The 21,237-nt window shown below is 70.8% G+C and carries 20 protein-coding genes; 11 read left to right on the top strand and 9 right to left on the bottom strand.

Annotation, left to right across the window (positions count from 1 at the left end):
* The first annotated feature begins 34 nt into the window (after positions 1–34).
* A complete protein-coding gene (locus ACFW16_RS15540) occupies positions 35–1,177 on the top strand; it encodes an L-lactate dehydrogenase (RefSeq protein ID WP_380306461.1) in 1,143 nt (380 codons plus the stop codon).
* A gap of 112 nt (positions 1,178–1,289) precedes the next feature.
* On the opposite strand, the gene ACFW16_RS15545 is transcribed toward ACFW16_RS15540, so the two are convergent.
* Positions 1,290–2,609, bottom strand: a complete 1,320-nt coding sequence (locus ACFW16_RS15545) for an MFS transporter (RefSeq protein ID WP_380306463.1) — start codon at positions 2,607–2,609, stop codon at positions 1,290–1,292.
* Between the two features lie 336 nt (positions 2,610–2,945).
* On the opposite strand from ACFW16_RS15545, the gene cyoA reads away from it, so the two are divergent.
* The 7 genes from cyoA (at position 2,946) to ACFW16_RS15580 (ending at position 10,615) form a co-directional block, all read left to right on the top strand.
* A complete protein-coding gene (cyoA, locus tag ACFW16_RS15550) occupies positions 2,946–3,962 on the top strand; it encodes a ubiquinol oxidase subunit II (RefSeq protein ID WP_380306552.1) in 1,017 nt (338 codons plus the stop codon).
* 93 nt (positions 3,963–4,055) lie between these two features.
* Positions 4,056–6,068, top strand: a complete 2,013-nt coding sequence (cyoB, locus tag ACFW16_RS15555) for a cytochrome o ubiquinol oxidase subunit I (RefSeq protein ID WP_380306465.1) — start codon at positions 4,056–4,058, stop codon at positions 6,066–6,068.
* Positions 6,068–6,709 (top strand): cytochrome o ubiquinol oxidase subunit III, encoded by a 642-nt coding sequence (cyoC, locus tag ACFW16_RS15560; RefSeq protein ID WP_380306467.1) that lies wholly within the window; start codon positions 6,068–6,070, stop codon positions 6,707–6,709. Before cyoB ends, cyoC begins: the two co-directional genes overlap by 1 nt.
* A complete protein-coding gene (gene cyoD / locus ACFW16_RS15565) occupies positions 6,706–7,107 on the top strand; it encodes a cytochrome o ubiquinol oxidase subunit IV (RefSeq protein ID WP_380306469.1) in 402 nt (133 codons plus the stop codon). Before cyoC ends, cyoD begins: the two co-directional genes overlap by 4 nt.
* Positions 7,104–7,865 carry an SURF1 family protein gene (locus tag ACFW16_RS15570; RefSeq protein WP_380306471.1) on the top strand — a complete coding sequence of 254 codons (762 nt, stop codon included), beginning with the start codon at positions 7,104–7,106 and terminating at the stop codon, positions 7,863–7,865. The genes cyoD and ACFW16_RS15570 overlap by 4 nt, the downstream gene beginning before the upstream one ends.
* Positions 7,866–8,031: 166 nt before the next feature.
* Positions 8,032–9,462 (top strand): aldehyde dehydrogenase family protein, encoded by a 1,431-nt coding sequence (locus ACFW16_RS15575; protein ID WP_380306473.1) that lies wholly within the window; start codon positions 8,032–8,034, stop codon positions 9,460–9,462.
* 325 nt (positions 9,463–9,787) lie between these two features.
* A complete protein-coding gene (locus ACFW16_RS15580; protein ID WP_380306475.1) occupies positions 9,788–10,615 on the top strand; it encodes a hypothetical protein in 828 nt (275 codons plus the stop codon).
* 25 nt (positions 10,616–10,640) lie between these two features.
* Here the strand turns inward: ACFW16_RS15580 and ACFW16_RS15585 are convergent, their stop codons facing one another.
* A complete protein-coding gene (locus ACFW16_RS15585; protein WP_380306477.1) occupies positions 10,641–11,177 on the bottom strand; it encodes a MucR family transcriptional regulator in 537 nt (178 codons plus the stop codon).
* A gap of 502 nt (positions 11,178–11,679) precedes the next feature.
* Between ACFW16_RS15585 and ACFW16_RS15590 the strand changes: the two genes are divergently transcribed.
* Together ACFW16_RS15590 and ACFW16_RS15595 are read left to right on the top strand one after the other, a co-directional pair.
* Complete coding sequence (locus ACFW16_RS15590) at positions 11,680–12,867, top strand: flagellar hook-length control protein FliK (RefSeq protein WP_380306479.1); 1,188 nt, start codon at positions 11,680–11,682, stop codon at positions 12,865–12,867.
* Between the two features lie 35 nt (positions 12,868–12,902).
* A complete protein-coding gene (locus ACFW16_RS15595) occupies positions 12,903–13,535 on the top strand; it encodes a flagellar hook assembly protein FlgD (RefSeq protein ID WP_380306481.1) in 633 nt (210 codons plus the stop codon).
* Between the two features lie 7 nt (positions 13,536–13,542).
* Here ACFW16_RS15595 and ACFW16_RS15600 read toward each other — a convergent pair whose 3' ends face one another.
* The 7 genes from ACFW16_RS15600 to flgF all read right to left on the bottom strand — a co-directional run bounded on the left by ACFW16_RS15600 (position 13,543) and on the right by flgF (position 18,835).
* Positions 13,543–14,487: a threonine/serine dehydratase gene (locus tag ACFW16_RS15600; protein WP_380306483.1), complete on the bottom strand. Its 945-nt coding sequence runs from the start codon at positions 14,485–14,487 to the stop codon at positions 13,543–13,545.
* 85 nt (positions 14,488–14,572) lie between these two features.
* Positions 14,573–15,226 (bottom strand): MarC family protein, encoded by a 654-nt coding sequence (locus ACFW16_RS15605; protein ID WP_380306485.1) that lies wholly within the window; start codon positions 15,224–15,226, stop codon positions 14,573–14,575.
* 232 nt (positions 15,227–15,458) lie between these two features.
* On the bottom strand, positions 15,459–15,917 hold the full coding sequence (fliL, locus tag ACFW16_RS15610; protein ID WP_380306487.1) for a flagellar basal body-associated protein FliL: 459 nt from the start codon (positions 15,915–15,917) through the stop codon (positions 15,459–15,461).
* Positions 15,917–16,639 (bottom strand): flagellar basal body L-ring protein FlgH, encoded by a 723-nt coding sequence (gene flgH / locus ACFW16_RS15615; RefSeq protein WP_380306488.1) that lies wholly within the window; start codon positions 16,637–16,639, stop codon positions 15,917–15,919. The genes fliL and flgH overlap by 1 nt, the downstream gene beginning before the upstream one ends.
* Entirely contained in the window at positions 16,636–17,295 is a 660-nt protein-coding gene (gene flgA, locus ACFW16_RS15620) for a flagellar basal body P-ring formation chaperone FlgA (protein ID WP_380306490.1), read from the bottom strand. The genes flgH and flgA overlap by 4 nt, the downstream gene beginning before the upstream one ends.
* Positions 17,292–18,077 carry a flagellar basal-body rod protein FlgG gene (gene flgG / locus ACFW16_RS15625; protein WP_380306492.1) on the bottom strand — a complete coding sequence of 262 codons (786 nt, stop codon included), beginning with the start codon at positions 18,075–18,077 and terminating at the stop codon, positions 17,292–17,294. Before flgG ends, flgA begins: the two co-directional genes overlap by 4 nt.
* A 26-nt stretch (positions 18,078–18,103) precedes the next feature.
* Complete coding sequence (gene flgF, locus ACFW16_RS15630; protein WP_380306494.1) at positions 18,104–18,835, bottom strand: flagellar basal-body rod protein FlgF; 732 nt, start codon at positions 18,833–18,835, stop codon at positions 18,104–18,106.
* Positions 18,836–18,988: 153 nt separating this feature from the next.
* On the opposite strand from flgF, the gene ACFW16_RS15635 reads away from it, so the two are divergent.
* Positions 18,989–21,223, top strand: a complete 2,235-nt coding sequence (locus ACFW16_RS15635) for a hypothetical protein (RefSeq protein ID WP_380306496.1) — start codon at positions 18,989–18,991, stop codon at positions 21,221–21,223.
* Positions 21,224–21,237 lie beyond the last annotated feature (14 nt).

Consider the following 21,237-nt stretch of genomic DNA (forward strand, 5'->3'; position numbering starts at 1 on the left):
TTATCAGACATAAACCCTGCCCAAGAAGAACCCGATGCCGACGATCACCAACATCCAGGACCTGCGCGCGCTGGCGGCCCGGCGCATTCCGCGCGCGATCTTCGACTATGCCGACCGCGGCTCCTATGACGAGGTGACGCTGCGGGCGAACCGGGCGGACCTGGCCGCGATCGGCCTGCGCCAGCGGGTGATGATCGACGTCGACAAGCGCTCGGTCGCGACCAAGATCCTGGGCGAGGACGCCACGATGCCGCTGGCGATCGCGCCGACCGGCCTGACCGGCCTGTTCCACGGCGACGGCGAGATCCTCGGCGCCCGGGCGGCGCAGGCCTTCGGCATCCCGTTCTGCCTGTCGACCATGTCGATCTGCTCGATCGAGGATGTGCGCGGGGCTGTGCGGAAGCCGTTCTGGTTCCAGCTCTACGTCATGCGCGACCGCGGCTTCTCGCAGTCGCTGATCGAGCGCGCCAAGGCGGCGCAGTGCTCGGCCCTGGTGCTGACGCTCGACCTGCAGATCCAGGGCCAGCGCCACCGCGACCTGAAGAACGGCCTGGCCGTGCCGCCGCGGCTGACGCTGGCCAACGCGCTCGACATCGCCACCAAGCCGGCCTGGGCGATGAAGGTGCTGTTCGGCAAGCGCCGCAGCTTCGGCAATCTCGAAGGTCAGGTGAAGGGGGCGGACAACCTGAAGACCCTCTCGGAATGGACCGCCAGCCAGTTCGACGCCTCCTTGAGCTGGAAGGACGTCGAATGGGTGCGCAGCATCTGGCCCGGCAAGCTGATCCTGAAGGGCGTGCTGGACGAGGAGGATGCGAAGATCGCGGCCGCGACGGGCGCCGACGCGGTCGTGGTCTCCAACCATGGCGGCCGCCAGCTGGACGGCGCGCGGTCGTCGATCTCGGCCCTGCCGGGGATCGTCCAGGCGATCGGCGACAGGACCGAGGTGCTGTTCGACGGCGGCGTGCAGTCCGGCCAGGACATCCTCAAGGCCGTGGCGCTGGGCGCCCGCGGCTGCCTGATGGGCAAGGCCTTCCTCTACGGCCTGGCCGCGATGGGCGAGGCGGGCGTGACCAAGGCGCTGGAGATCATGCGCAAGGAGCTGGACATCAGCATGGCGCTGACCGGCACCGGCGACATCACCAAGGTCGACCGCAGCAGCCTGGTGATCCGGGGCTGAGGGCGTCGCGTAGGTTGGGTTCGCCGAGGGCGAACCCAACATCCTATCGGCCTGTGAGGCTCTGGATTGTTGGGTTCGCGGGCCCGCGAACCCAACCTACGAATCCGGCCGGTCAGTTCCCCCTCAGCTCCAGCTCCTTGTTGACCCGCAGGGCGGCCAGGGTGCAGACGGCGCCGGACAGGAGGTAGGCGCCGACCAGGGCCAGGCCGAACTGGCTGGCCAGCGCCAGCGCGACCAGTGGGGCGAAGCCGGCGCCCACCATCCAGGCCAGGTCCGAGGTCAGGGCCGAGGCGGTGTAGCGGTAGCTGTTCGGGAAGTTCGACGCCACCGCGCCGGCCGCCTGGCCGAAGGACAGGCCGAGCAGGCCGAAGCCGAGGATCACGAAGGCCGACCGCGCCGTCGGCCCGCCGCCGAGCAGCAGCGGGGTGACGAAGCTGAAGATCGCGATCAGCACGGCGCAGGCCGCCAGCAGGGTGCGCCGGCCGGTGCGGTCGGCGATCAGCCCCGAGGCGACGATCATCACCGTGCCGAAGATCGCGCCGACGAACTCCGTCATCAGGAAGTTGCCGGCGTTGTGGTCGGTGTAGAGCGTCACCCAGCTCAGCGGGAACACCGTGACCAGGTGGAACAGCGCGAAGGTGGCGAGCGGCACGAAGGCCCCGACCAGGATGTTGTGGCCCTGCTGCTTCACCGTCTCGGGCACGCTCAGCGCTTCCAGGTCCTTGCTCTCGTACAGCCGCTCGAACTGCTCGGTGACCACCAGGCGCAGCCGGGCGAACAGCGCCACCACGTTGATCGCGAAGGCGACGAAGAAGGGATAGCGCCAGCCCCAGTCGACGAAATCCGCGGCCGGCAGGTTGACCAGGAAGAAGGCGAACAGCGCGCTGGCCAGCATGAAGCCGAGCGGGGCGCCGAGCTGCGGCATCATCGCGTACCAGCCGCGGCGGTTCTGCGGCGCGTTCAGCGCCAGGAGCGAGGCCAGGCCGTCCCAGGCGCCGCCCAGCGCCAGGCCCTGGCCGATGCGGCACAGCGACAGGAGGACGATCGCCGCCGGGCCGATGTCGGCCGTGCCGGGCAGGAAGGCCATCGCCGCGGTCGAGCCGCCGAGCAGGAACATCGCCACGGTCAGCTTGACGCTGCGGCCGTGCCGCCGGTCGATCTCCATGAACAGGACCGACCCGAACGGGCGGGCGACGAAGGCCAGCGCGAAGATGGCGAAGGAATAGAGCATCGCGTCCAGCGGCGCCGCGTTCGGGAAGAAGAACCGCGGGAAGACGAGCACCGAGGCGATGGCGTAGACGAAGAAGTCGAAGAATTCCGCGGTCCGGCCGATCACGACGCCGACCGCGATCTCGCCGGGGGGGACACCTGCGCGGTGCCGTGGCGCGGCGGTCGGGGGCTGGGACCCGAAGTCTCGACTGACAGTGGCCATAAATGGGTTCCTCCTGGGTGGGCCGGGCCGAGATGCCGCTGTTTTTTCTTTTGAGTATGGCCCAGGATTCCGGTGCGTCAAATCGTACCAAGCGGACCGAAGCGGGGCCGGAACCGCCCGGAACCCCGCCGTCAACCCCCGTGCGACAATGTTGCACTGCAACCGTCGGGCATCTGGTAGGACAAACTGTCCACTGTCGATTCACGGTGCGGTCCGGTAAGGCAACGCCGCCCAATCGTTTTCTCTCTTCCAGGCAACGGCATGCCCATCAAAGCTTTAGGCCGCCTCGCTGCGCTTCCGCTCCTGATCCTTCTGGGCGGGTGCAACATGGTGGTCATGTCTCCCTCCGGCGATATTGCAGTGCAGCAGCGGGATCTGATCGTGGTCTCCACGATCCTGATGCTGCTGATCATCGTGCCGGTGATCGCGCTGACGCTGTTCTTTGCCTGGAAGTACCGGCAGTCGAACAAGGACGCCCCCTACGACCCGGACTGGCACCATTCGACTCAGCTCGAGGTGGTGATCTGGTCCGCCCCGCTGGTCATCATCATCGCGCTGGGCGCGCTGACCTGGATCAGCACCCACACGCTCGACCCCTACCGCCCGCTGGAACGGATCGACTCGGAGCGACCGGTGGCGGCCGACGTGAAGCCGCTGACCGTCGAGGTCGTGGCGCTCGACTGGAAGTGGCTGTTCCTCTACCCGGAGCAGGGCATCGCCACGGTGAACGAGCTGGCGGCGCCGGTCGACGTGCCGATCCGGTTCAAGATCACCTCGGCCACCGTGATGAACTCCTTCTTCGTGCCGGCGCTGGCGGGGCAGATCTACGCCATGGCCGGGATGGAGACCAAGCTGCACGCCGTGATCAACAAGCCCGGCGAGTATGAGGGCTTCTCCGCCAACTACAGCGGCGCCGGCTTCTCCGGCATGCGCTTCGCCTTCCACGGCCTGGCCGCCGGCGATTTCGACGCCTGGGTGCAGACCGTGAAGTCCGCAGGCGGCAATCTCGGCCGCGAGGAGTACCTGGCGCTGGAGCGCCCGAGCGAGCGCGAGCCGGTGCGCCACTACGGCACGGTCGCCCCGGACCTCTACGCCGCCATCCTCAACATGTGCGTCGACCGCTCGAAGATGTGCATGAACGAGATGATGAGCATCGACTCCCGCGGCGGCGGCGGCATGGCCGGGATCGACAACGTCATGGCGCTGAACCACGACAAGGACGTCCGGCGCGGCGCCGGGCCGGTCCGGACCTATGTCGCGGCGATCTGCACCACCGACGGCGACATGGCGGAGAGCCGGCCGCCGGAGGGGATCCTGTTCAGCCGTGCGACGGCCCCGAGCCGCGTCGAGTGATGCCTGCCGCCGGCCTCCGCGGCCGCGCGCAACCGACCCCTTTGCGGAGACCGTCGTCTCGAGCGGCGGCCTCCGGAACGACAGAGTAGCCCGATGTTCTCAAACCTAGATCTCCAGACGCTCGTCTTCGGCAGGCTGACGCTCGACTCGCTGCCGTTCCACGAGCCGATCCTGGTCGTCACCTTCATCGCGGTGGCGCTCGGCGGCATCGCGATGCTGGGCGCCGTCACCTATTTCCGCCTGTGGGGCTATCTCTGGCACGAGTGGTTCACCAGCATCGACCACAAGAAGATCGGGATCATGTACGTGATCCTGGCGCTGGTGATGCTGCTGCGCGGCTTCTCCGACGCGATCATGATGCGGGCGCAGCAGGCGATCGCCTTCGGCGCCAACGAGGGCTACCTGCCGCCGCACCATTACGACCAGATCTTCACCGCCCATGGCGTGATCATGATCTTCTTCATGGCCATGCCCTTCGTCACCGGGCTGATGAACTTCGTGGTGCCGCTGCAGATCGGCGCCCGCGACGTGGCCTTCCCGTTCCTGAACAATTTCAGCTTCTGGATGACCACCGCCGGCGCCGTGGTGGTGATGATCTCGCTGTTCATCGGCGAGTTCGCCAAGACCGGCTGGCTGGCCTATCCGCCGCTGTCGGGCATCGCCTACAGCCCGGATGTCGGCGTCGACTACTACATCTGGGGATTGCAGGTCGCCGGCATCGGAACGCTCTTATCCGGCGTCAACCTGGTGGCCACCATCGTCAAGATGCGGGCGCCGGGCATGCGGATGATGCAGATGCCGGTCTTCACCTGGACCGCGCTGTGCACCAACGTCCTGATCGTCGCCGCCTTCCCGGTGCTGACCGCCGTCCTCGCCCTGCTGTCGCTCGACCGCTACGTCGGCACGAACTTCTTCACCAACGACTTCGGCGGCAGCCCGATGATGTATGTGAACCTGATCTGGATCTGGGGGCATCCGGAGGTCTACATCCTCATCCTGCCGGCCTTCGGCATCTTCTCCGAGGTGGTGTCGACCTTCTGCGGCAAGCGCCTGTTCGGCTACACCTCGATGGTCTACGCCACGGTCGTCATCACCATCCTGTCCTACCTGGTGTGGCTGCATCACTTCTTCACGATGGGCTCGGGCGCCAGCGTGAACTCGTTCTTCGGCATCACCACGATGATCATCTCGATCCCGACGGGCGCGAAGATGTTCAACTGGCTGTTCACCATGTATCGCGGCCGCATCCGGTTCGAGGTGCCGATGCTGTGGACGATCGGCTTCATGGTGACCTTCGTCATCGGCGGCATGACCGGCGTGCTGCTGGCGGTGCCGCCGGCCGACTTCGTGCTGCACAACAGCCTGTTCCTGATCGCCCATTTCCACAACGTCATCATCGGCGGCGTGGTGTTCGGGCTGATGGCCGGCGTCACCTACTGGTTCCCGAAGGCCTTCGGCTTCAAGCTCGACCCGTTCTGGGGCAAGATGTCGTTCTGGTTCTGGCTGACCGGCTTCTTCTTCGCCTTCATGCCGCTCTACGTGCTGGGCCTGATGGGCGTGACCCGCCGGATGAACCATTTCGACGACCCGTCGCTGCAGATCTGGTTCGTCATCGCCGCCTTTGGCGCGGTGCTGATCGCGATCGGCATCGCGTCCTTCCTGATCCAGCTGGTGGTCAGCTTCGTGCGGCGCGAGCAGCTGCGCGACCTGACCGGCGACCCGTGGAACGGACGGACGCTGGAGTGGTCCACCTCGTCGCCGCCGCCGGACTACAACTTCGCCTTCACCCCGCTGGTGCACGACCACGATGCCTGGTGGGACATGAAGAAGCACGGCTATGTCCGGCCGCTCTCGGGCTACAAGTCGATCCACATGCCGAAGAACACCGGCACCGGCATCATCCTGGCCGGGATCGCCGTGGCCTTCTCCTTCGGCATGGTCTGGCACATCTGGTGGCTGGCCGCGCTGACCTTCTTCGCGATGCTGGCCGTGGCGATCGGGCACACCTTCAACTACAAGCGCGACTACCACATCCCGGCCGAGGTCGTGACCAAGGCCGAGGATGAGCGCAGCCGCGTGCTGGCCCGGGCGGGAGCCGCTTCCTGATGACTGCGATCGATCACACCGCGAACGGCGAAACCCGCTTCCACGTCGACCCCCGCTTTCATGTAGAGGAGGAGCACGAGCATTCGGGCGGCAGCACGATGCTCGGCTTCTGGATCTACCTGATGAGCGACTGCCTGATCTTCGCAGTCCTCTTCGCCTGCTACGGCGTGCTCGGGCGCAGCTATGCGGCCGGCCCGTCCGGAGCCGACCTGTTCGACCTGCCGCTGGTGGCGGTCAACACCTCGATGCTGCTGCTCTCCTCCATCACCTGCGGCTTCGCCATGCTGGAGATGGAGCGGAACCGGAAGGGCGCCACCCTGTTCTGGCTGGCGGTCACCGCCCTGTTCGGCGTCGCCTTCGTCGGCCTCGAGCTCTACGAGTTCGCCCATCTGATCCATGAGGGGGCGGGGCCGTGGCGCAGCGCCTTCCTGTCGTCCTTCTTCACCCTGGTGGGCACGCACGGGCTGCACGTCACCGTCGGCATCGTCTGGATGGTGACGATGATGGTCCAGGTCGCCCAGCACGGGCTGATCCCGGACAACAAGCGGCGGCTGATGTGCCTCAGCCTGTTCTGGCACTTCCTGGACGTCATCTGGATCGGCGTCTTCACCTTCGTCTATCTGATGGGGACCCTCCCGTGAGCGCGCCCTCCCACACCCACGCCCATCATGGCGCCCACCACGACGACCATCACCACGGCGACGCCAGCGGCCACGGCACGCTGAAGGGATACGTCACCGGCTTCGTCCTGGCGGTGATCCTGACGGTGATCCCGTTCTGGCTGGTCATGGGCGACGTGTTCGCCGATTCCCAGACCACGGCGCTGGTGATCATGGCGATCGCGGTCGTCCAGATCGTCGTGCACATGGTCTATTTCCTGCACATGAACACGAAGTCGGAGGGCGGCTGGACCATGCTGGCCCTGATCTTCACCGTGGTGCTGGTGGTGATCACGCTCGCCGGCTCGCTGTGGGTGATGTACCATCTCAACCACAACATGATGCCGGTCTCCGCCCACGACATGCGCAACATGCCGTGACGCAAGGCGAGGCACATCGGCCTCGCTCGACCGCCGCCCTGGTCCTGCTCGGGGTGGCGGCGCTCGCGGTGTTCCTCGGCCTGCTGGCGCTCGGCGTCTGGCAGGTCGAGCGGCGGGCCTGGAAGCTCGACCTGATCGCCCGGGTCGACCAGCGCGTCGCGGCGGCGCCCGTCGCCCCGCCGGGACCGGCCGACTGGCCCCGGGTCACCGCCGACCGGGACGAGTACCGCCATGTCCGCGTCTCCGGCCGCTTCCTCAACGACCGCGAGGCCCAGGTCGTCGCCTCGACGGCCAAGGGGGCCGGCTACTGGGTGCTGACCCCGCTGCAGGCGGCGGACGGGTCGGTCGTCCTGGTCAACCGGGGCTTCGTGCCGGCCGAGAACCGCGACCCAGCGACCCGGGCGGCAGGGCAGGTCGAAGGCCCCGTCACCGTCACCGGCCTGCTGCGCATCACCGAGCCGAAGGGCGGGTTCCTGCGCTCGAACGCGCCGGCGGAAGAGCGCTGGTATTCCCGCGACGTCGCCGCCATCGCCGAGGCCCGCGGGCTGACGGATGTCGCGCCCTATTTCATCGACGCCGACGCCGCGCCCAACCGGGGTGGCCTGCCGGTCGGCGGGCTGACGGTGATCTCCTTCCCGAACAGCCACCTGGTCTACGCCGTCACCTGGTTCGGCCTGGCGGCGCTGCTGGCCTTCGGCGTGGGATACGCCGCGCGGTCGGAGCGCCGTGTCCGGCGGGCGCAGGTCGAAGCCGGATGACAAGGCGCGGGCAGGGCAGGGGCCGCGCATGGCCGGTCCCCGCCTGCCGGCGCTTCCCCGTCCCCGGTGGCGTGGTCTAACGTCCGTCAGACCGTCCCGGATGCGACGGATGCGACGGAGGCCGAGCCGCAGGCTCGTCTCCGCCCCACGACCGAACGAGGTTCTGATGGCGCACGAACTGCAATTCTACATCGACGGCGCATGGGTCGACCCGATCACGCCGAAGACGCTCGACGTGATCGACCCCTCGACCGAGGAGGCCTTCGCCCAGATCTCGCTCGGCTCGGCCGCGGATGTCGACCGCGCGGTGGTGGCGGCGAAGCGGGCCTTCCCGGCCTTCGCCCGCACTAGCCGCGAGGAGCGCCTGGCCCTGCTGCGCCGGATCCTGGAGATCTACAAGCGCCGCGCCCCCGACATCGCGCTGGCCGTGTCGCGCGAGATGGGCGCGCCGCGGCAGTTCGCGCTCGATTCCCAGACCTGGGCCGGCGACGCGCATCTGACCCGGATCATCGAGGCGCTGGAGACCTTCCGGTTCGAGCGGCCCAAGGGCACGTCGATGGTGGTGAAGGAGCCGGTCGGCGTGGTCGGCATGATCACGCCCTGGAACTGGCCGCTGAACCAGATCACCTGCAAGGTCGGCCCGGCGCTGGCGGCCGGCTGCACCATGGTGCTGAAGCCGAGCGAGATCGCGCCGCTCGATGCCGTGATCTTCGCCGAGATCCTGCACGAGGCGGGGGTGCCGAAGGGCGTGTTCAACCTGGTGAACGGCGACGGGCCGACGGTCGGCGCCGCGATCTCCAGCCACCCCGATGTCGACATGGTGTCCTTCACCGGGTCGACCCGCGCCGGCATCCTGGTGGCCAAGGCCGCGGCCGACACGGTCAAGCGGGTGCATCAGGAGCTGGGCGGAAAGTCGGCCAACATCATCCTGCCGGACGCCGACCTGAAGCGGGCGGTGACCAAGGGCGTCGCCGGCTGCTTCGGCAACAGCGGCCAGTCCTGCAACGCCCCGACCCGGATGTTCGTGCCGCTCGAGCGCGAGGACGAGGCGATCGGCTACGCCCGCGCGGCGGCCGAGGGCTTCAAGGTCGGCCCCGCCGACGCGGCGGACACCCAGCTCGGCCCGGTGGTCAGCCAGCTGCAATACGACAAGATCCAGAAGCTGATCGAAGCCGGCATCGCCGAGGGGGCGGAGCTGGTGGCCGGCGGCCCCGGCCGGCCGGAAGGGCTGAACCGCGGCTATTTCGTCCGCCCGACCGTCTTCGCCCGGGTGACCCCGGACATGACGATCGCGCGCGAGGAGATCTTCGGCCCGGTGCTGTCGATCCTGACCTACGAGACCGAGGCGCAGGCGATCGAGCTGGCCAACGACACCCCCTACGGCCTCGCCGCCTATGTCCAGTCGGGCAGCCTGGAGCGGGCGCGCCAGGTGGCGTCGCAGCTGCGCGTCGGCAACGTCCACATCAACTATCCGGCCTGGGACACCGGAGCACCCTTCGGCGGCTACAAGCAGTCGGGCAACGGCCGGGAATACGCCGAGTTCGGCCTCGAGGAGTTCCTCGAGATCAAGGGCGTGATCGGCTACGAAGCCGCCTGAGTCTTTGTCGGAGCCCTCCTGCGGGAGGGCTCCGGCCGCTCGGTCCTGGTTCGGGATGGACTCATCCCGCGGATGCGATAATTTTATATCAATTTTACCACAATAAAACGAAACCAAGTGGTAAGGATTCGCGCGTATCCTTCGTACAACCCATACGTGTCGCCGCATTGGCGGCACACCCGATGACAGCCGCCGATGGCGGGACGTCGGAACGGGGGGCCTGGAGGTCGACGTGTCCTTGACGCTTGCCCTGCGTTCTTTCTGCCATACCACCAGTCGCGCACGATCCGAAGCACGCCCGGACTCCCCGGCGCCGTTCAGCCCGATGCGGCTCGGCGACTGGCTGGCCCTGGCGGCGGAAGCCGGGGTCGCCGCCGTGCCGGCCGTGCGGCTGGGCGACATCGCCGCGCTCGACCTGGCCGCGCTGTCGGGGGACTCGGAGGATCCGGTCAGCGCCGACGGCCTCGCCGTCGTGGAGCGCCTGGCCGCGGCGCTGCAGGACGCCCCGGCGGCGAGCATCCTGCGCTGGGACATCGGCTGCCTGGAGATCACGCGCGCGGCGGTCCAGGCCGGCCGGCGGCCGGTCGGGACGGAACGGGGCTTCAGCGTGTTCCGCGGCCGGGTCCGACCCTGCTTCCGCGACGCGCGGCTGGCGCGGGAGGCGCTGCTGTGGCCGCAGCAGAGGGTCGCGGCATGGCTGCGTCCCTGGATCGAGCCGCGCAAGATCGCCGGCGATACGCGGCCCTGCCCGGAGACATGGCGGGTCTATCTCGGCGCGGGCGGGGTGGCGGCCGCCTCGCTGGTCCATCCGGAGGCATCGATGCCTGCCGAACGGCTCGGCGCGTCCGGCTGCGGCGCGGCGCTGGGCGCGGCGCGGCGCCTGTTCGGCCGCATGCGGCAGGACGGCCTGCTGCCGCGACCGCAAGGCGGCGAGATCCGGCCGGACGGCGTCCTGTGCACCCTGGATTTCCTGATCGACGAGGCCGGACAGCCGCTGCTGCTGGACGGTGGCCCGGCGCCGCTCCACGACCGGTCCCGGCCGTCCTGGCGCTGCTGCTTCCCGCCGGATGTGATGCTGGCCGGGCTCGCGGTCGGAGACGGCCGGGTCCTGCCTCTGCCGCCGCCGGACAACGGGATCGCCGTGGCCGCCTGACGGCGCCTCGGGGGCGTGCGGCGCCTCAGCCGCTCGCCCGGGTCCGCCGCTTCTCGTCGTGCCGGCGAAGCTTCGTGGTGCCGAGGCCCTGGGCCTTGGCATATACCGACTTCGACCGGGCGTAGCTCGGCGCCACCATCGGATAGTCCGCCGGCAGGTTCCACTTGGCCCGGTACTGCTCCGGCGTCATGCCGTAGGTGGCGCGCAGCCAGCGCTTCATCATCTTGAAGGGCCGCCCGTCCTCGAGGCAGATGATGTAGTCCGGCGTCACGGATTCCGAAACCGGCACGGCGGGGACCGGATGGTCCGGGGACGCCGCATGGGACTGGGCGGGCGCGGAATCGGGCGCCGCGCCAGGGCTGCCCTCGACGCCCTGGGCCTCGGGCTCATCCGAGGCCGCCGGGTCCCGCGGGGCGGAGGCGCCGCGGGCCTCGATCAGCGACAGATGCACGCTTCGGATGAGATCCGGCAGGCTCTCGCTGTCCACGGCATTGTGGGAAACATGGGCAACGATGATTTCCTTGGTGAACTTCAGGATCTCGTTCTCGCTCAGCGTCGACATCGCGCTTTCCCTCTAACCCCTGTGGCCCCATTCCCCCGTTGATCGGCCGCCGCGGCGACCGCTGCCGTCCAAGACTGCTCTCGCGACTGCAAAGGCTACAAGCCAAGAACAGCCGTAAGGTTCCATGGGATTCAGAAAAAAGTTTTCGGTCCTGTGACTCTTTCCCTTCGGTCCGCTTGCCTTCGGAATATGATCCCGACCGGGCATGATTGTTGCCAGAACCTGGATCGTTCCTTGCGTATGCTCGGGCGTCCAGGGCGATCTCATGCCGATCACCCGGCGCGCCACCGGATTCCAGCCGGCAATTCGGGCAAATTGGATTTTCATAAATTCTTATGATTCGTTCGCCGGCGATCCGGAGGGCCGCAGGACGCCAGAACTGGCGGGAGAGCCGTGCAGCATACGCCGTGCGAGTCCGGCCTTCCCTCGACCCGGCGTAACCAGATCTTAGGAATCCTGGATCTAAGATGGTGGTTGTCCTTCCTCCGCTCCGATCGGGTGCATGGTCACGACTCTCATTCCCATCCAGATCGGCCAGCTGCCCTCCGACGGCACCGGCGGCCAGCCGGGACGGCGGGAGGCCGAGACCCCCTTCGCGGCGCTGATCGGGCTCGGCGCCGAGCCTCCGCCGGCCGCCGAGGCGGCGTCCGAAGCGGAGCGCAGGGAACCGCCCGCCGCGGCCTGGGCCTTTCCTTGGCCGATCCCGACGAGTTCTCCCGTCGCCCTGCAACCGCTCGCAGCGGCCGCGGCCGCCGGGCAAGGCGGCGAGACCATCGCAGCGACGCAGGGGCCGCAGATGCCGCGGATGCTGGCCGAGGCGGCCGCGCCGGGACCGGATCCGATGGCGGTCCCGCTCCCCCAGGCCGGGATACCGGAAGAGGTGCTGCCCGCCGTCGCGGAGATCCGTTCGGCCGCGGGCGCGGTCCTCTCGACGCCGGCGAGCCCGGTGTCCGGGGGCGGGCCGTCCGTCCTGCCGCCGGCGATGGCGGCCGGATGGACCGTCGCCGCCGGGGAGGGGGCGGTCGATCGCGCCGCCCCGGTGCCGCCGCCGAGTGGCGGCCGGGAGTCGAAGCCGGGCCCGGCGGCGCCCGGCAGGGTCGAGCCGGCGGTCCTGCTCCGTCCCTCCGTCGCGATGCCTCGCCGCCTCGCGGCGGCAGCGGAGGAGGGGGCGATGCCGACATGGCCGGCGGAGCCGGCCGCATCCGGCCCGCGTCCCTCCGCCGCCGATCCGGCAGCGACGGCGCGGCCGGCCCAGACGCCCGAGGCCCGTCCGGCGCCGCCGGCCGTCCAGATCGCGCTGTCGGTCGCCAGGGCCGGGCATGGCGCGCCGGCGCGGCTGGTGGTGGAGCTGACGCCGCGGGAGCTGGGCCGGGTCGAGATCATGCTCGATTCCGAGCGGCGCGGCGGCCGCGCCCGGATCACCGCCGACCGGCGCGAGACGCTGGACCTGCTGGTGACCGAGGCCCGGGTGCTGGAGAAGGCGCTGGCCGATGCCGGCATCGACCTCGGCCGGCGCGGCATCGAATTCGCCCTGCGCGGCGACGGCGGGCGCGACCGCGAGCCGCCGTCGCCGCAAGCCCCTGCCGGGCCGATGGAGGAGCCGGCCGCCGGCCCCCGGCCCGAGACCGCGTCCTCCACACCCGCGCCCGGCATCGCGCTCACGCCGCGAGGCCTCGACATCCTGGTGTGAGCGCCCGCCGCACCGCATTCCGAAGGACCAGCACGATGGCGGTCGATCCCGTCAGCAGCACGCCGCAGACCACCACGGACTACCAGACCTTCCTCAAGCTGCTGACGGCGCAGCTGAGGAACCAGGACCCGCTGGCGCCGATGGACTCGACCCAGTTCGTCACCCAGCTCGCCACCTTCAGCCAGGTCGAGCAGCTGGTCAGCGCCAACAAGGGGCTGACGCAGCTGGTCGACGCCACCGGCGCCAACACCAACCGGCTGGACCTGGCCTATCTCGGCCGCAGCGTCGAGGCGCAGACCGACCGCTTCGCCTTCGACGGCAGCAAGGCCGCCCTGGCCTATGCGGTGGGCAAGGACGCCAAGACGGTCGAGATCCAGATCAAGTCGGAGGACGGCACGGTGGTTCGGCACATCGCGGGCGAGACCGCCGAGGGCCGGCACGAGATCGACTGGGACGGCACGCTGGACGACGGCACCAGGGCGCCGGCCGGCACCTATCTGGTCGGGGCGGTGGCCAAGAGCGAGGCGGGCGATGCGGTCGATGCCGCGGTGGTGGTCACCGACACGGTGACGGAGGTGATCTTCTCGCCCGACACCGGCAGCGCCGTCCTGGTGCTGAAGGGCGGCGGCCAGGTGCGCTCGGCCGATGTGCTGAAGGTGTCGGGCTGAGGACCGGTCAGCGGTCGAAATCGACCGCCGTGGTGTTGCCGCCGCTGACCACCACGCCGACCCGCTCGCCCGGGGCGGGGCGGTAGCGGCCGGACAGGAGGGCCGCGAAGGCGGCGGCCCCGCCGGGCTCGGCGACGATGCGCAGCCCCTGCCACAGGGCGCGCTGCGATTCGCGGATCGCCTCGTCCGCGACCAGCACGGCGGCCGTCCCATGCTGCCGCAGCACCGGGAACACCCGCTCGCCGATCCGCTTCGGCGCCAGGCTGTCGGCGGCGATGCCGCCGGTCTCGGCATCGACCGGCCGGCCGGCTGCGAAGGCCCGGTGCAGCGTGGGCGCGGCCTCGGGCTCGACCCCGACCACCTTGACCCGGCCGGCATACCAGGCGGCGATGCCGCCGATCAGCCCGCCGCCGCCGACCCCGACCAGCACCGTGTCGAGATCCGGCGCCTGGCTTTCCAGCTCCAGCGCCAGCGTGCCCTGGCCCAGCATGGTCTCGGCCTGGTCGAAGGCGTGGACTGACAGCGCGCCGGTGGCCGCGACCCAGGCGTCGCAGGCGGCCAGCGCATCGGCATAGCGGTCGCCGCCGACCACCAGATCGGCGCCGGTGCGGCGGATCCGCTCGATCTTGGCGGGGGAGGAGATGCTGGGCACGAAGATCCGCGCCGGCAGGCCCAGCGACGCCGCGGCATGGGCCACCGCCGCGCCGTGGTTGCCGCCCGACGCCGCGGCGACGCCGGCGGCGGGCACGTCGCGGGTCAGCAGGTTGGCGAAGGCGCCGCGGGTCTTGAACGACCCGGCATGCTGCAGCAGCTCCAGCTTCACGGTGATCGCGCCGGCATCGATGCCGAAATCGCGCCCCGCCGCCTCGACCACCGGCGTCCGGCGGATATGCGGCCGGATCACCTTCTCGATCCGCGCGATGCCGTCCCGGTCCACCCGCAGCTCGGCCATCTCGTCTCTCCTGGTTTCGGAACTTAGCCATATTGCTAATTGCCGGAACCGGAGAAGGCAAGAGCGGGTCGGCCGGATCGCGGCGTCAGGGGGCCAGCGAGTGGACGAAATCGCTGATGCCGCTCAGCGTGATCTGGGTGCCGACGCACAGCAGCAGGAAGGCCATCAGCCGGGACAGGACGCGCACCTGGGATTGGCCGAGGAGGGCGACCAGCCGGTCCGCCGAGGCGTAGGCGGCCCAGACGCTGATGGCGATCGCCAGCGCCGCGGCCGAGGCGCCGAGCACGAAGGGCAGGAAGTTCGGCTGCCCGACCGGCAGGTTCGAGCCGATGGCGATGGCGACGGAGATGGTGCCGGGGCCGGTGGTGAAGGGCATGGTCAGCGGATAGAAGGCGACCGCGTCGATGCCCTCGGCCTCGGACGCCTGCTCCTGCTTGCGCTCCTCCTGCTGCTCCGGCGACTGCAGCAGCCGCCAGGCGCTGGCGGCGACGATCAGCCCGCCGGCGATGCGCAGCGCGGACAGGCTGATGCCGAAGAAGCTGAGGACATAGGCGCCGCCCCACAGCGCCCCCAGCATCACCAGGGCGGAATAGACGCCGATGGTCCGCGCCAGCCGCAGGCGCTCGCCATGCGACCGGTCGGCGGTGATCTGGCTGAAGATCAGGGCGGCGCCGATCGGGTTCACGATCGAGAACAGGGCCGAGAGGGTGAGCAGAAAGGTCTGGATCGAACCGCTCATCCGCGACTCCGGCTGTTGGCGACAGCCTGACCGATCTGCCCGGCGGGCTGCAACTGTCCGATCGGCAGGGTGTGTTTCCGGCCAAACCAATCCAAAACTGTCATGCCCGGGCTTGACCCGGGCATCCAGGGAATGTCGAGGCCGCTCTGGGTGGCCCCTGGATTGCCGGGTCAAGCCCAGCAATGACAATTGAGAGATGCCCTTATTGGGAGCGTCCGGCCTCAGGTGTCTCCTATCCCGCCGGGGCGGGCAGGCGGCGCTGGACCTCGAGCACGGCCCGCGCCACCAGCGGCGCGCCGAGGTTGCGGTTGACCAGCAGGCGCAGCTCGGACCCGGCCCGGTCCGGCCGCAGCTCCACGCCGTCGAACCAGCCGGGCGAGAGGGCCAGGATCGCTTCCACCGCCGCGTCCCTGACATGCGGCAGATGCTCCGCGACGGCGTCGGCCCCGGCCCGGTCCGCCGGCTCCAGCGCCAGCCGCACCATCAGGTAGCCGCGCCGGCCGTCGGCGCCGGCCGGCTCCGGCACGATGAACGGGCCCGCCTCGATCCTGCCCGACAGGCCGGCCGGCTCCGCCGCCGGACCGCCGAACGGGCCGGCGGCGTGCCACCACCAGCCGGCCGCCACCCCGGCCAGGAAGGCGCCGGCCACGGCGAAGCCCTTCGCCTGGCGCCGGAATCCCCGGCCCGCCATCAGAACGGCATCACCAGGTCGTAGATCTCCTGGCCGTAGCGCGGCCGCGTCACGTCGGTCAGGGTGCCGCGCCCGCCATAGGAGATCCGCGCCTCGGCGACATGCTCGTAGCCGATGGTGTTGGTCGCGGTGATGTCCTGCGGCCGGATCACCCCGGCGATCCGCAGCTCGCGCAGCTCGGAGTTCACCCGGATCTCCTGCCGGCCGACGATCGCCAGCGTGCCGTTCGGCAGCACGTCGGTCACGATCGCCGCCAGCTTCAGGCTGATCTGCTCGTTGCGGTTCACCTGGCCGGTGCCGGTGGTGCGCGAATCGGTGCTGACCCCGACCAGCTTGTCGGCCTGCACGCCGCTGCCGAAGATGTCGTCGAACAGCGTCTCCAGCCCGAAGAAGTGGGAGAAGCCAGCCGCCTCGGTGGCCTGGTGCTGGCGCTGGGTGTCGTTGCGCAGCTTGGCCTGGTCGCGGATGTCGATCAGCACGGTCAGGATGTCGCCGACGCGCGCGGCACGCTGGTCGCCGAAGAAGCTGGTCGCGCCGGTCCGCCAGATCGCGTTGGGCGGCTGCTGCACCGTGACCGGCGTCGGCATGGGCAGTGACACCAGCCGCGCCTCCGGCATGTTCGACCGGTCGCCGATGCCGCTCATCTCCGGGTCCTGGCCGATCTCCCCCAGCCGGGCGCAGCCGGCGAGCAGCAGGAGGAGGGCTGCGGGGCGGAGCCTCATGGCGCGACGCTGACCCGGCCGTCGGCGTCGGCGACGGCGTCGATCGCCGTGCCGCCGCCCGACAGCGCCACCCGGACCGGGGCGCCGGCCGCCGCATCGCCCAGCGCCTTGCCGCGCGCGGTGATGGCGAGGCCGCCGCTGCGATAGGAGATCGTCACCTCCTGGTTTCGCCGGATCACCAGCGGGTCGCCCAGCGATGCCGCCGGGATCGCCCGGCCCGGGGGCAGGGCCCGGCGCACCTCCTTGCCGACCGCGAGGTCGGGGTCGGTCAGCACCCCGTCCAGCCGGGCCGAGGGCACGCGCAGGGTGGTCAGGTCGTCCGCCGCGATGGTCTCGCCGGCCGTGATGCGCCGGGCCGGCACCGGGATCTCCTCCTCCAGCCGGGCCACGCCCTGCACCCGGGCCAGCCGCTTGCCGAAGGCCAGCACCGCGTCGAAGCCGCCGGAGCGCGGGTCCCACAGGATGGTCTCGACCGAATCGGCCTCGACCGGCGCCGCGGTGGAGAAGCGCACCGTCATCTCGCCCAGGCCGCCGGCCTCGTCCGGCCAGCGAGCGACCACGGCCTGGGCGATCAGCGCCCGCGGATCCGCGGCGAAGACCGAGGAAGAGAGGAGGGCGAGGGCCGCCAGCAGGGGAGGGAGGAGACGCCGGGTCATCGCATGTTGGTCGCGGTCTGCGACATCTGGTCGGCGGCCTGGACGACCTTGGAGTTCATCTCATAGGCGCGCTGGGCGGTGATCAGCGCCGTCATCTCGTCGACGACATTGACGTTCGAGGCCTCGACATAGCCCTGCCGCAGCGTGGCGAAGCCGTCGGTGCCCGGCACGCCGGTCTGCGGCTGGCCGGAGGCCGGCGTCTCGCGAAACAGATTGTCGCCCAAGGCCTCCAGCCCGGCCTCGTTGACGAAGTTGGCGAGCTCGAGTTGCCCCAGCAGCTGCGGGTCGGTCTGGCCGTCGATATAGGCCATGACCTCGCCCGACCGGTTGATGACGATGTCGCGGGCATTGTCCGGGATGACGATGCCCGGCGAGATCTCGTAGCCGTCGACCGTGACGACCTGGCCCTCGGCCGATTTCTGCAGGTTGCCGGCGCGGGTATAGGCCTCGGTGCCGTCCGGCAGGGTCACCACCAGGTAGCCGCGGCCTTCCAGCGCCACGTCCAGCTTGTTGTTGGTCAGGGTCAGCGTGCCCTGGGTGTTGATCCGGGTCACCGCCGCCGGCTTGACGCCGAGGCCCAGCTCCACCCCCGCCGGCACGATGGTGCCGGCATCCGACGACATCGATCCCTGGCGCCGCTGGCTCTGGTAGATCAGGTCCTGGAACTCCGCCCGGGCCCGCTTGAAGCCGGTGGTGCTCATATTGGCGATGTTGTTGGCGATCACCTCGACATTCAGCTGCTGCGCCGCCATGCCGGTCGCCGCGATTCCCAGGACCTTCATCTCGTTCCCCCTCCCTGTATCCGGCGTCAGGCCACGCGGCCGAGGCGCGAGACGGCGTTTCGGATCAGCCCGTCGGCCGTGGTGTCGATGCGGTCGGCCCGCTCATAGGCCCGGGTCGCGTCCATCATCCGGGTCATCTCCAGGATCGCGTTGACGTTCGAGTCCTCGACCATGCCCTGCTCGACCTTCGCGGCCGGGTTCGGCACCGGCGCCGCACCGTCCTCGGCGGTGAACAGCAGGCCCTCGCCCTTGCCGAGCACCCGCGGGTCGTCGAAGGACCAGACGCCGAGCCGGGCGATCTGCTGCCCGTCGGCGGTGATCGACCCGTCGCCGGCGACCTGGATCCATTGCGCGTCGTCGGGGACGGTGACGGCCTGGCCGCCGTCGTCGGCGATCGGGTGGCCCGACAGCGTCACCAGCCGCCCCTCCGGGTCGCGCGCCAGCCGGCCGTCGCGGGTGTAGGCGGGGCCGTCCGGCGTGTTGACGCGGAAGAAGCCGTCGCCGGAGATGGCGACGTCCAGCGGGTTGTCGGTGCGCCGCAGCCCGCCTTCCGAGAAGTCGGTGTAGGTGTTGCGGTCCAGCACGAAGGCGACCCGGCCCTCCTCGCCGCGGCGGGTCTGGGCCAGGGCGGTGTCGAACAGCATCCGGTCGGCCTTGAACCCGACGGTGCTCATATTCGCCAGGTTGTTGCCCACCACATCGAGCTGCCGGCGCAGCGCGACTTCGGACGACAATCCGACATAGGTGACGTTTTCCATGGCCCCGCGATCGCGAATTCGGTTGACTGAGTCCTGACGAATTCTTGAAACATGTTCAAGACATCGTTTAAGTGCTTTTTGAATCCTATGCGGCGATCCTTAAGAATTGGTTTCGCTGCGGCATTGATCGGGGGTTGCGGCGTGCGAGGGAAGTTGGCCATCGCCCTGGGGGCGCCGATCGCGCTGGCGATCCTGCCGGCCGTCGCCGCTGCGCCGGTGCGGGTCAGCTTCGGCGACCATGCCGAGTTCTCGCGCGTCGCCGTGCGGCCGAACGGGGCGGCGGTGGCGGCGGAGCACGACCGCGCCCATTGCGCGATCGTGCTGCAGGGGGCGGATATCGCCTGGCAGGGCGACCTTGCCGCGTCCCGGCTGCCGTCGCGACGGCTGGCCGGAGCCGCGGTCGATGCGGCGGGCCGGCTGGTCCTGTCGGTCTCCTGCACCGCCGAGGTGAAGACCCGGCAGGAGGGCGGGCTGCTGCTGCTCGACATCGCCGCGGGGCCGGGTGGCGTCTTCCCGATCCCGCCGCTGCCGGTGCGGCGCCCCGGCAGCGAGGCCCCGGCGGTTGCCGAGGCGCCGCCGGCCACAAGCCCTCCAGCGCCGGCCGCCGCGCCCGGTGACGATGCGGCGCGGATCCAGGCGGCGGTGCAGCAGGCCGTCGCCGCGGTCGATGGAGAGCAGCCGGTCCCGGCATCCGCTCCGGCCGAAGCATCGACTCCGCAGGTCCAGGCCGCCGCGGTGGCGCCGACGCCGGCCTTTCCCTCGGAGGCGCCCGTAGCACTCCCGCCGCCCGTCGAGCCGCCGCCCGGCCTGGCGGGCGTCCCGGCCCTGGAGCCTGCGGCCTGGCGCGGCCCGGGCTATGCCGAGGCGCGCCAGGCCCTGCTGCAGGGCGAGGCGGGCGAAGGGGCGCTGATCGACGCCGCCCGCTTCCATCTCGCCTGGGGCGAATGGGCGGCGGCGCGGGAGGCGGCGTCCGCCGCGGCGGCCCTGGACGGCCCGCGCCGCGGCGAGGCGCTGCTGCTGGACATGGCGGCCGCCCTGGCCGGCGGGCTGCCGCCGCCGGATCCGTCGATCCTCGCCGCCGGCCCGAAGGACCATCCCGACTGGGCGCCCCTGGCCGCCCTGTCCTGGCTGGCCCGCGGCGAGCCGGCGGTCGATCGCGACGACATCGCCCGCGGCCTCGACCGCATCCGGGCCTATGGGCCGGACCTGGAAGCGGCGCTGCTGCCGCGCCTGGCCGAGGCCGCGATCCGCGGCCTGGACGGCGACCTCGCCCGCGCCGCGCTGGACCGGCTGCAGCCGATGGCGAGCCGGATCGATGCGGCGGCGCCGCCCTATCTGCGCGGCCTGCTGGCGCTGGCCGGCCGGCAGCCGGCGGAGGAGGATTTCGCCGCCGCCGCGCGCCTGCCCGGCCCCTGGGCGGCCCGGGCAAGGCTGCAACGGGTCGAGGACGGGCTGCGCACCGGCGGGATGGCGCCGGACGACGCGGCCGCCGCCCTGGACGGGCTCGCCGCCGACTGGCGCGGCGACGAGATCGAGGAGCGGGTGCAGCGCCTGCGCCTGGACCTCGCCGGCCGCCGCCGCGACCCGGGGCAGGAGCTGTCGGCCCTGTCGCGGCTGGCGGCGCTGGCCGGGGACCCTTGGCGCCGCCGCTTCGAGGCCGCCCTCGACGCCGCCTATGACCGGGCCGAACGGCGGGACCTTCCGGTGGCCGCGCTGGTCGCGATCCACACCCGCTTCGCCCCGGAAGGCGACCCGGCGGCGCTCGGCACCCGGACCTTGCGCTATGCCCGGGTGCTGCAGGGGGCGGGGCTGGGCCTCGCGGCGCAGGATGCGCTCCGCGCGGCCGTTGCCCTGGGCGCGCCGGACGCGCCGGCGGCGCTGGCCGCGTCCTGGCTCGACCGCGGCGACGCGCAGCGGGCGCTGCAGGTCCTGGAGGGCGCCGCCGGTGACGCGGTGCCGGCGCTGCGCGCCCGCGCCCTGGCCGCGATGGACGACCGTGCCGCGGCGCTGAAGGCGATCGCGGGACGGCAGGACCCGGAGTCCGGGCGCATCCGCGCCGGCCTCCTCTTCACCGCCGGCGACTGGGCCGGCACCCGGGCGGCCTTCGCCGCGGTCGATGCCGTGGGCAGCGTCCTGCCGCCGGCCGAGCGGATGCGCTGGGCCGCCGCCTCGCTGCGCGCGGGCGATGCCGCGACGGCGCGGGCGCAGGGCGATCGGCTCGGCGGCCCCGCGGCCCGGCTGCTCGCGGGAGCCCGGTCCGATCCGGTCTCGATCAGGGCCGACCGCAAGGCCGGCCTGGCGGCGCTGCAGGAGGCCGGGCGGGTGCTGGCGACCTTCGACGATGTGTTCGGCCCCGACAGGGCGGGAGCGGCCGATGCCGGCAGCTGACCGGCGCGGGAACA

This window comes from Inquilinus sp. NPDC058860 (assembly GCF_042743185.1).
Classification (GTDB): Bacteria; Pseudomonadota; Alphaproteobacteria; order DSM-16000; family Inquilinaceae; genus Inquilinus.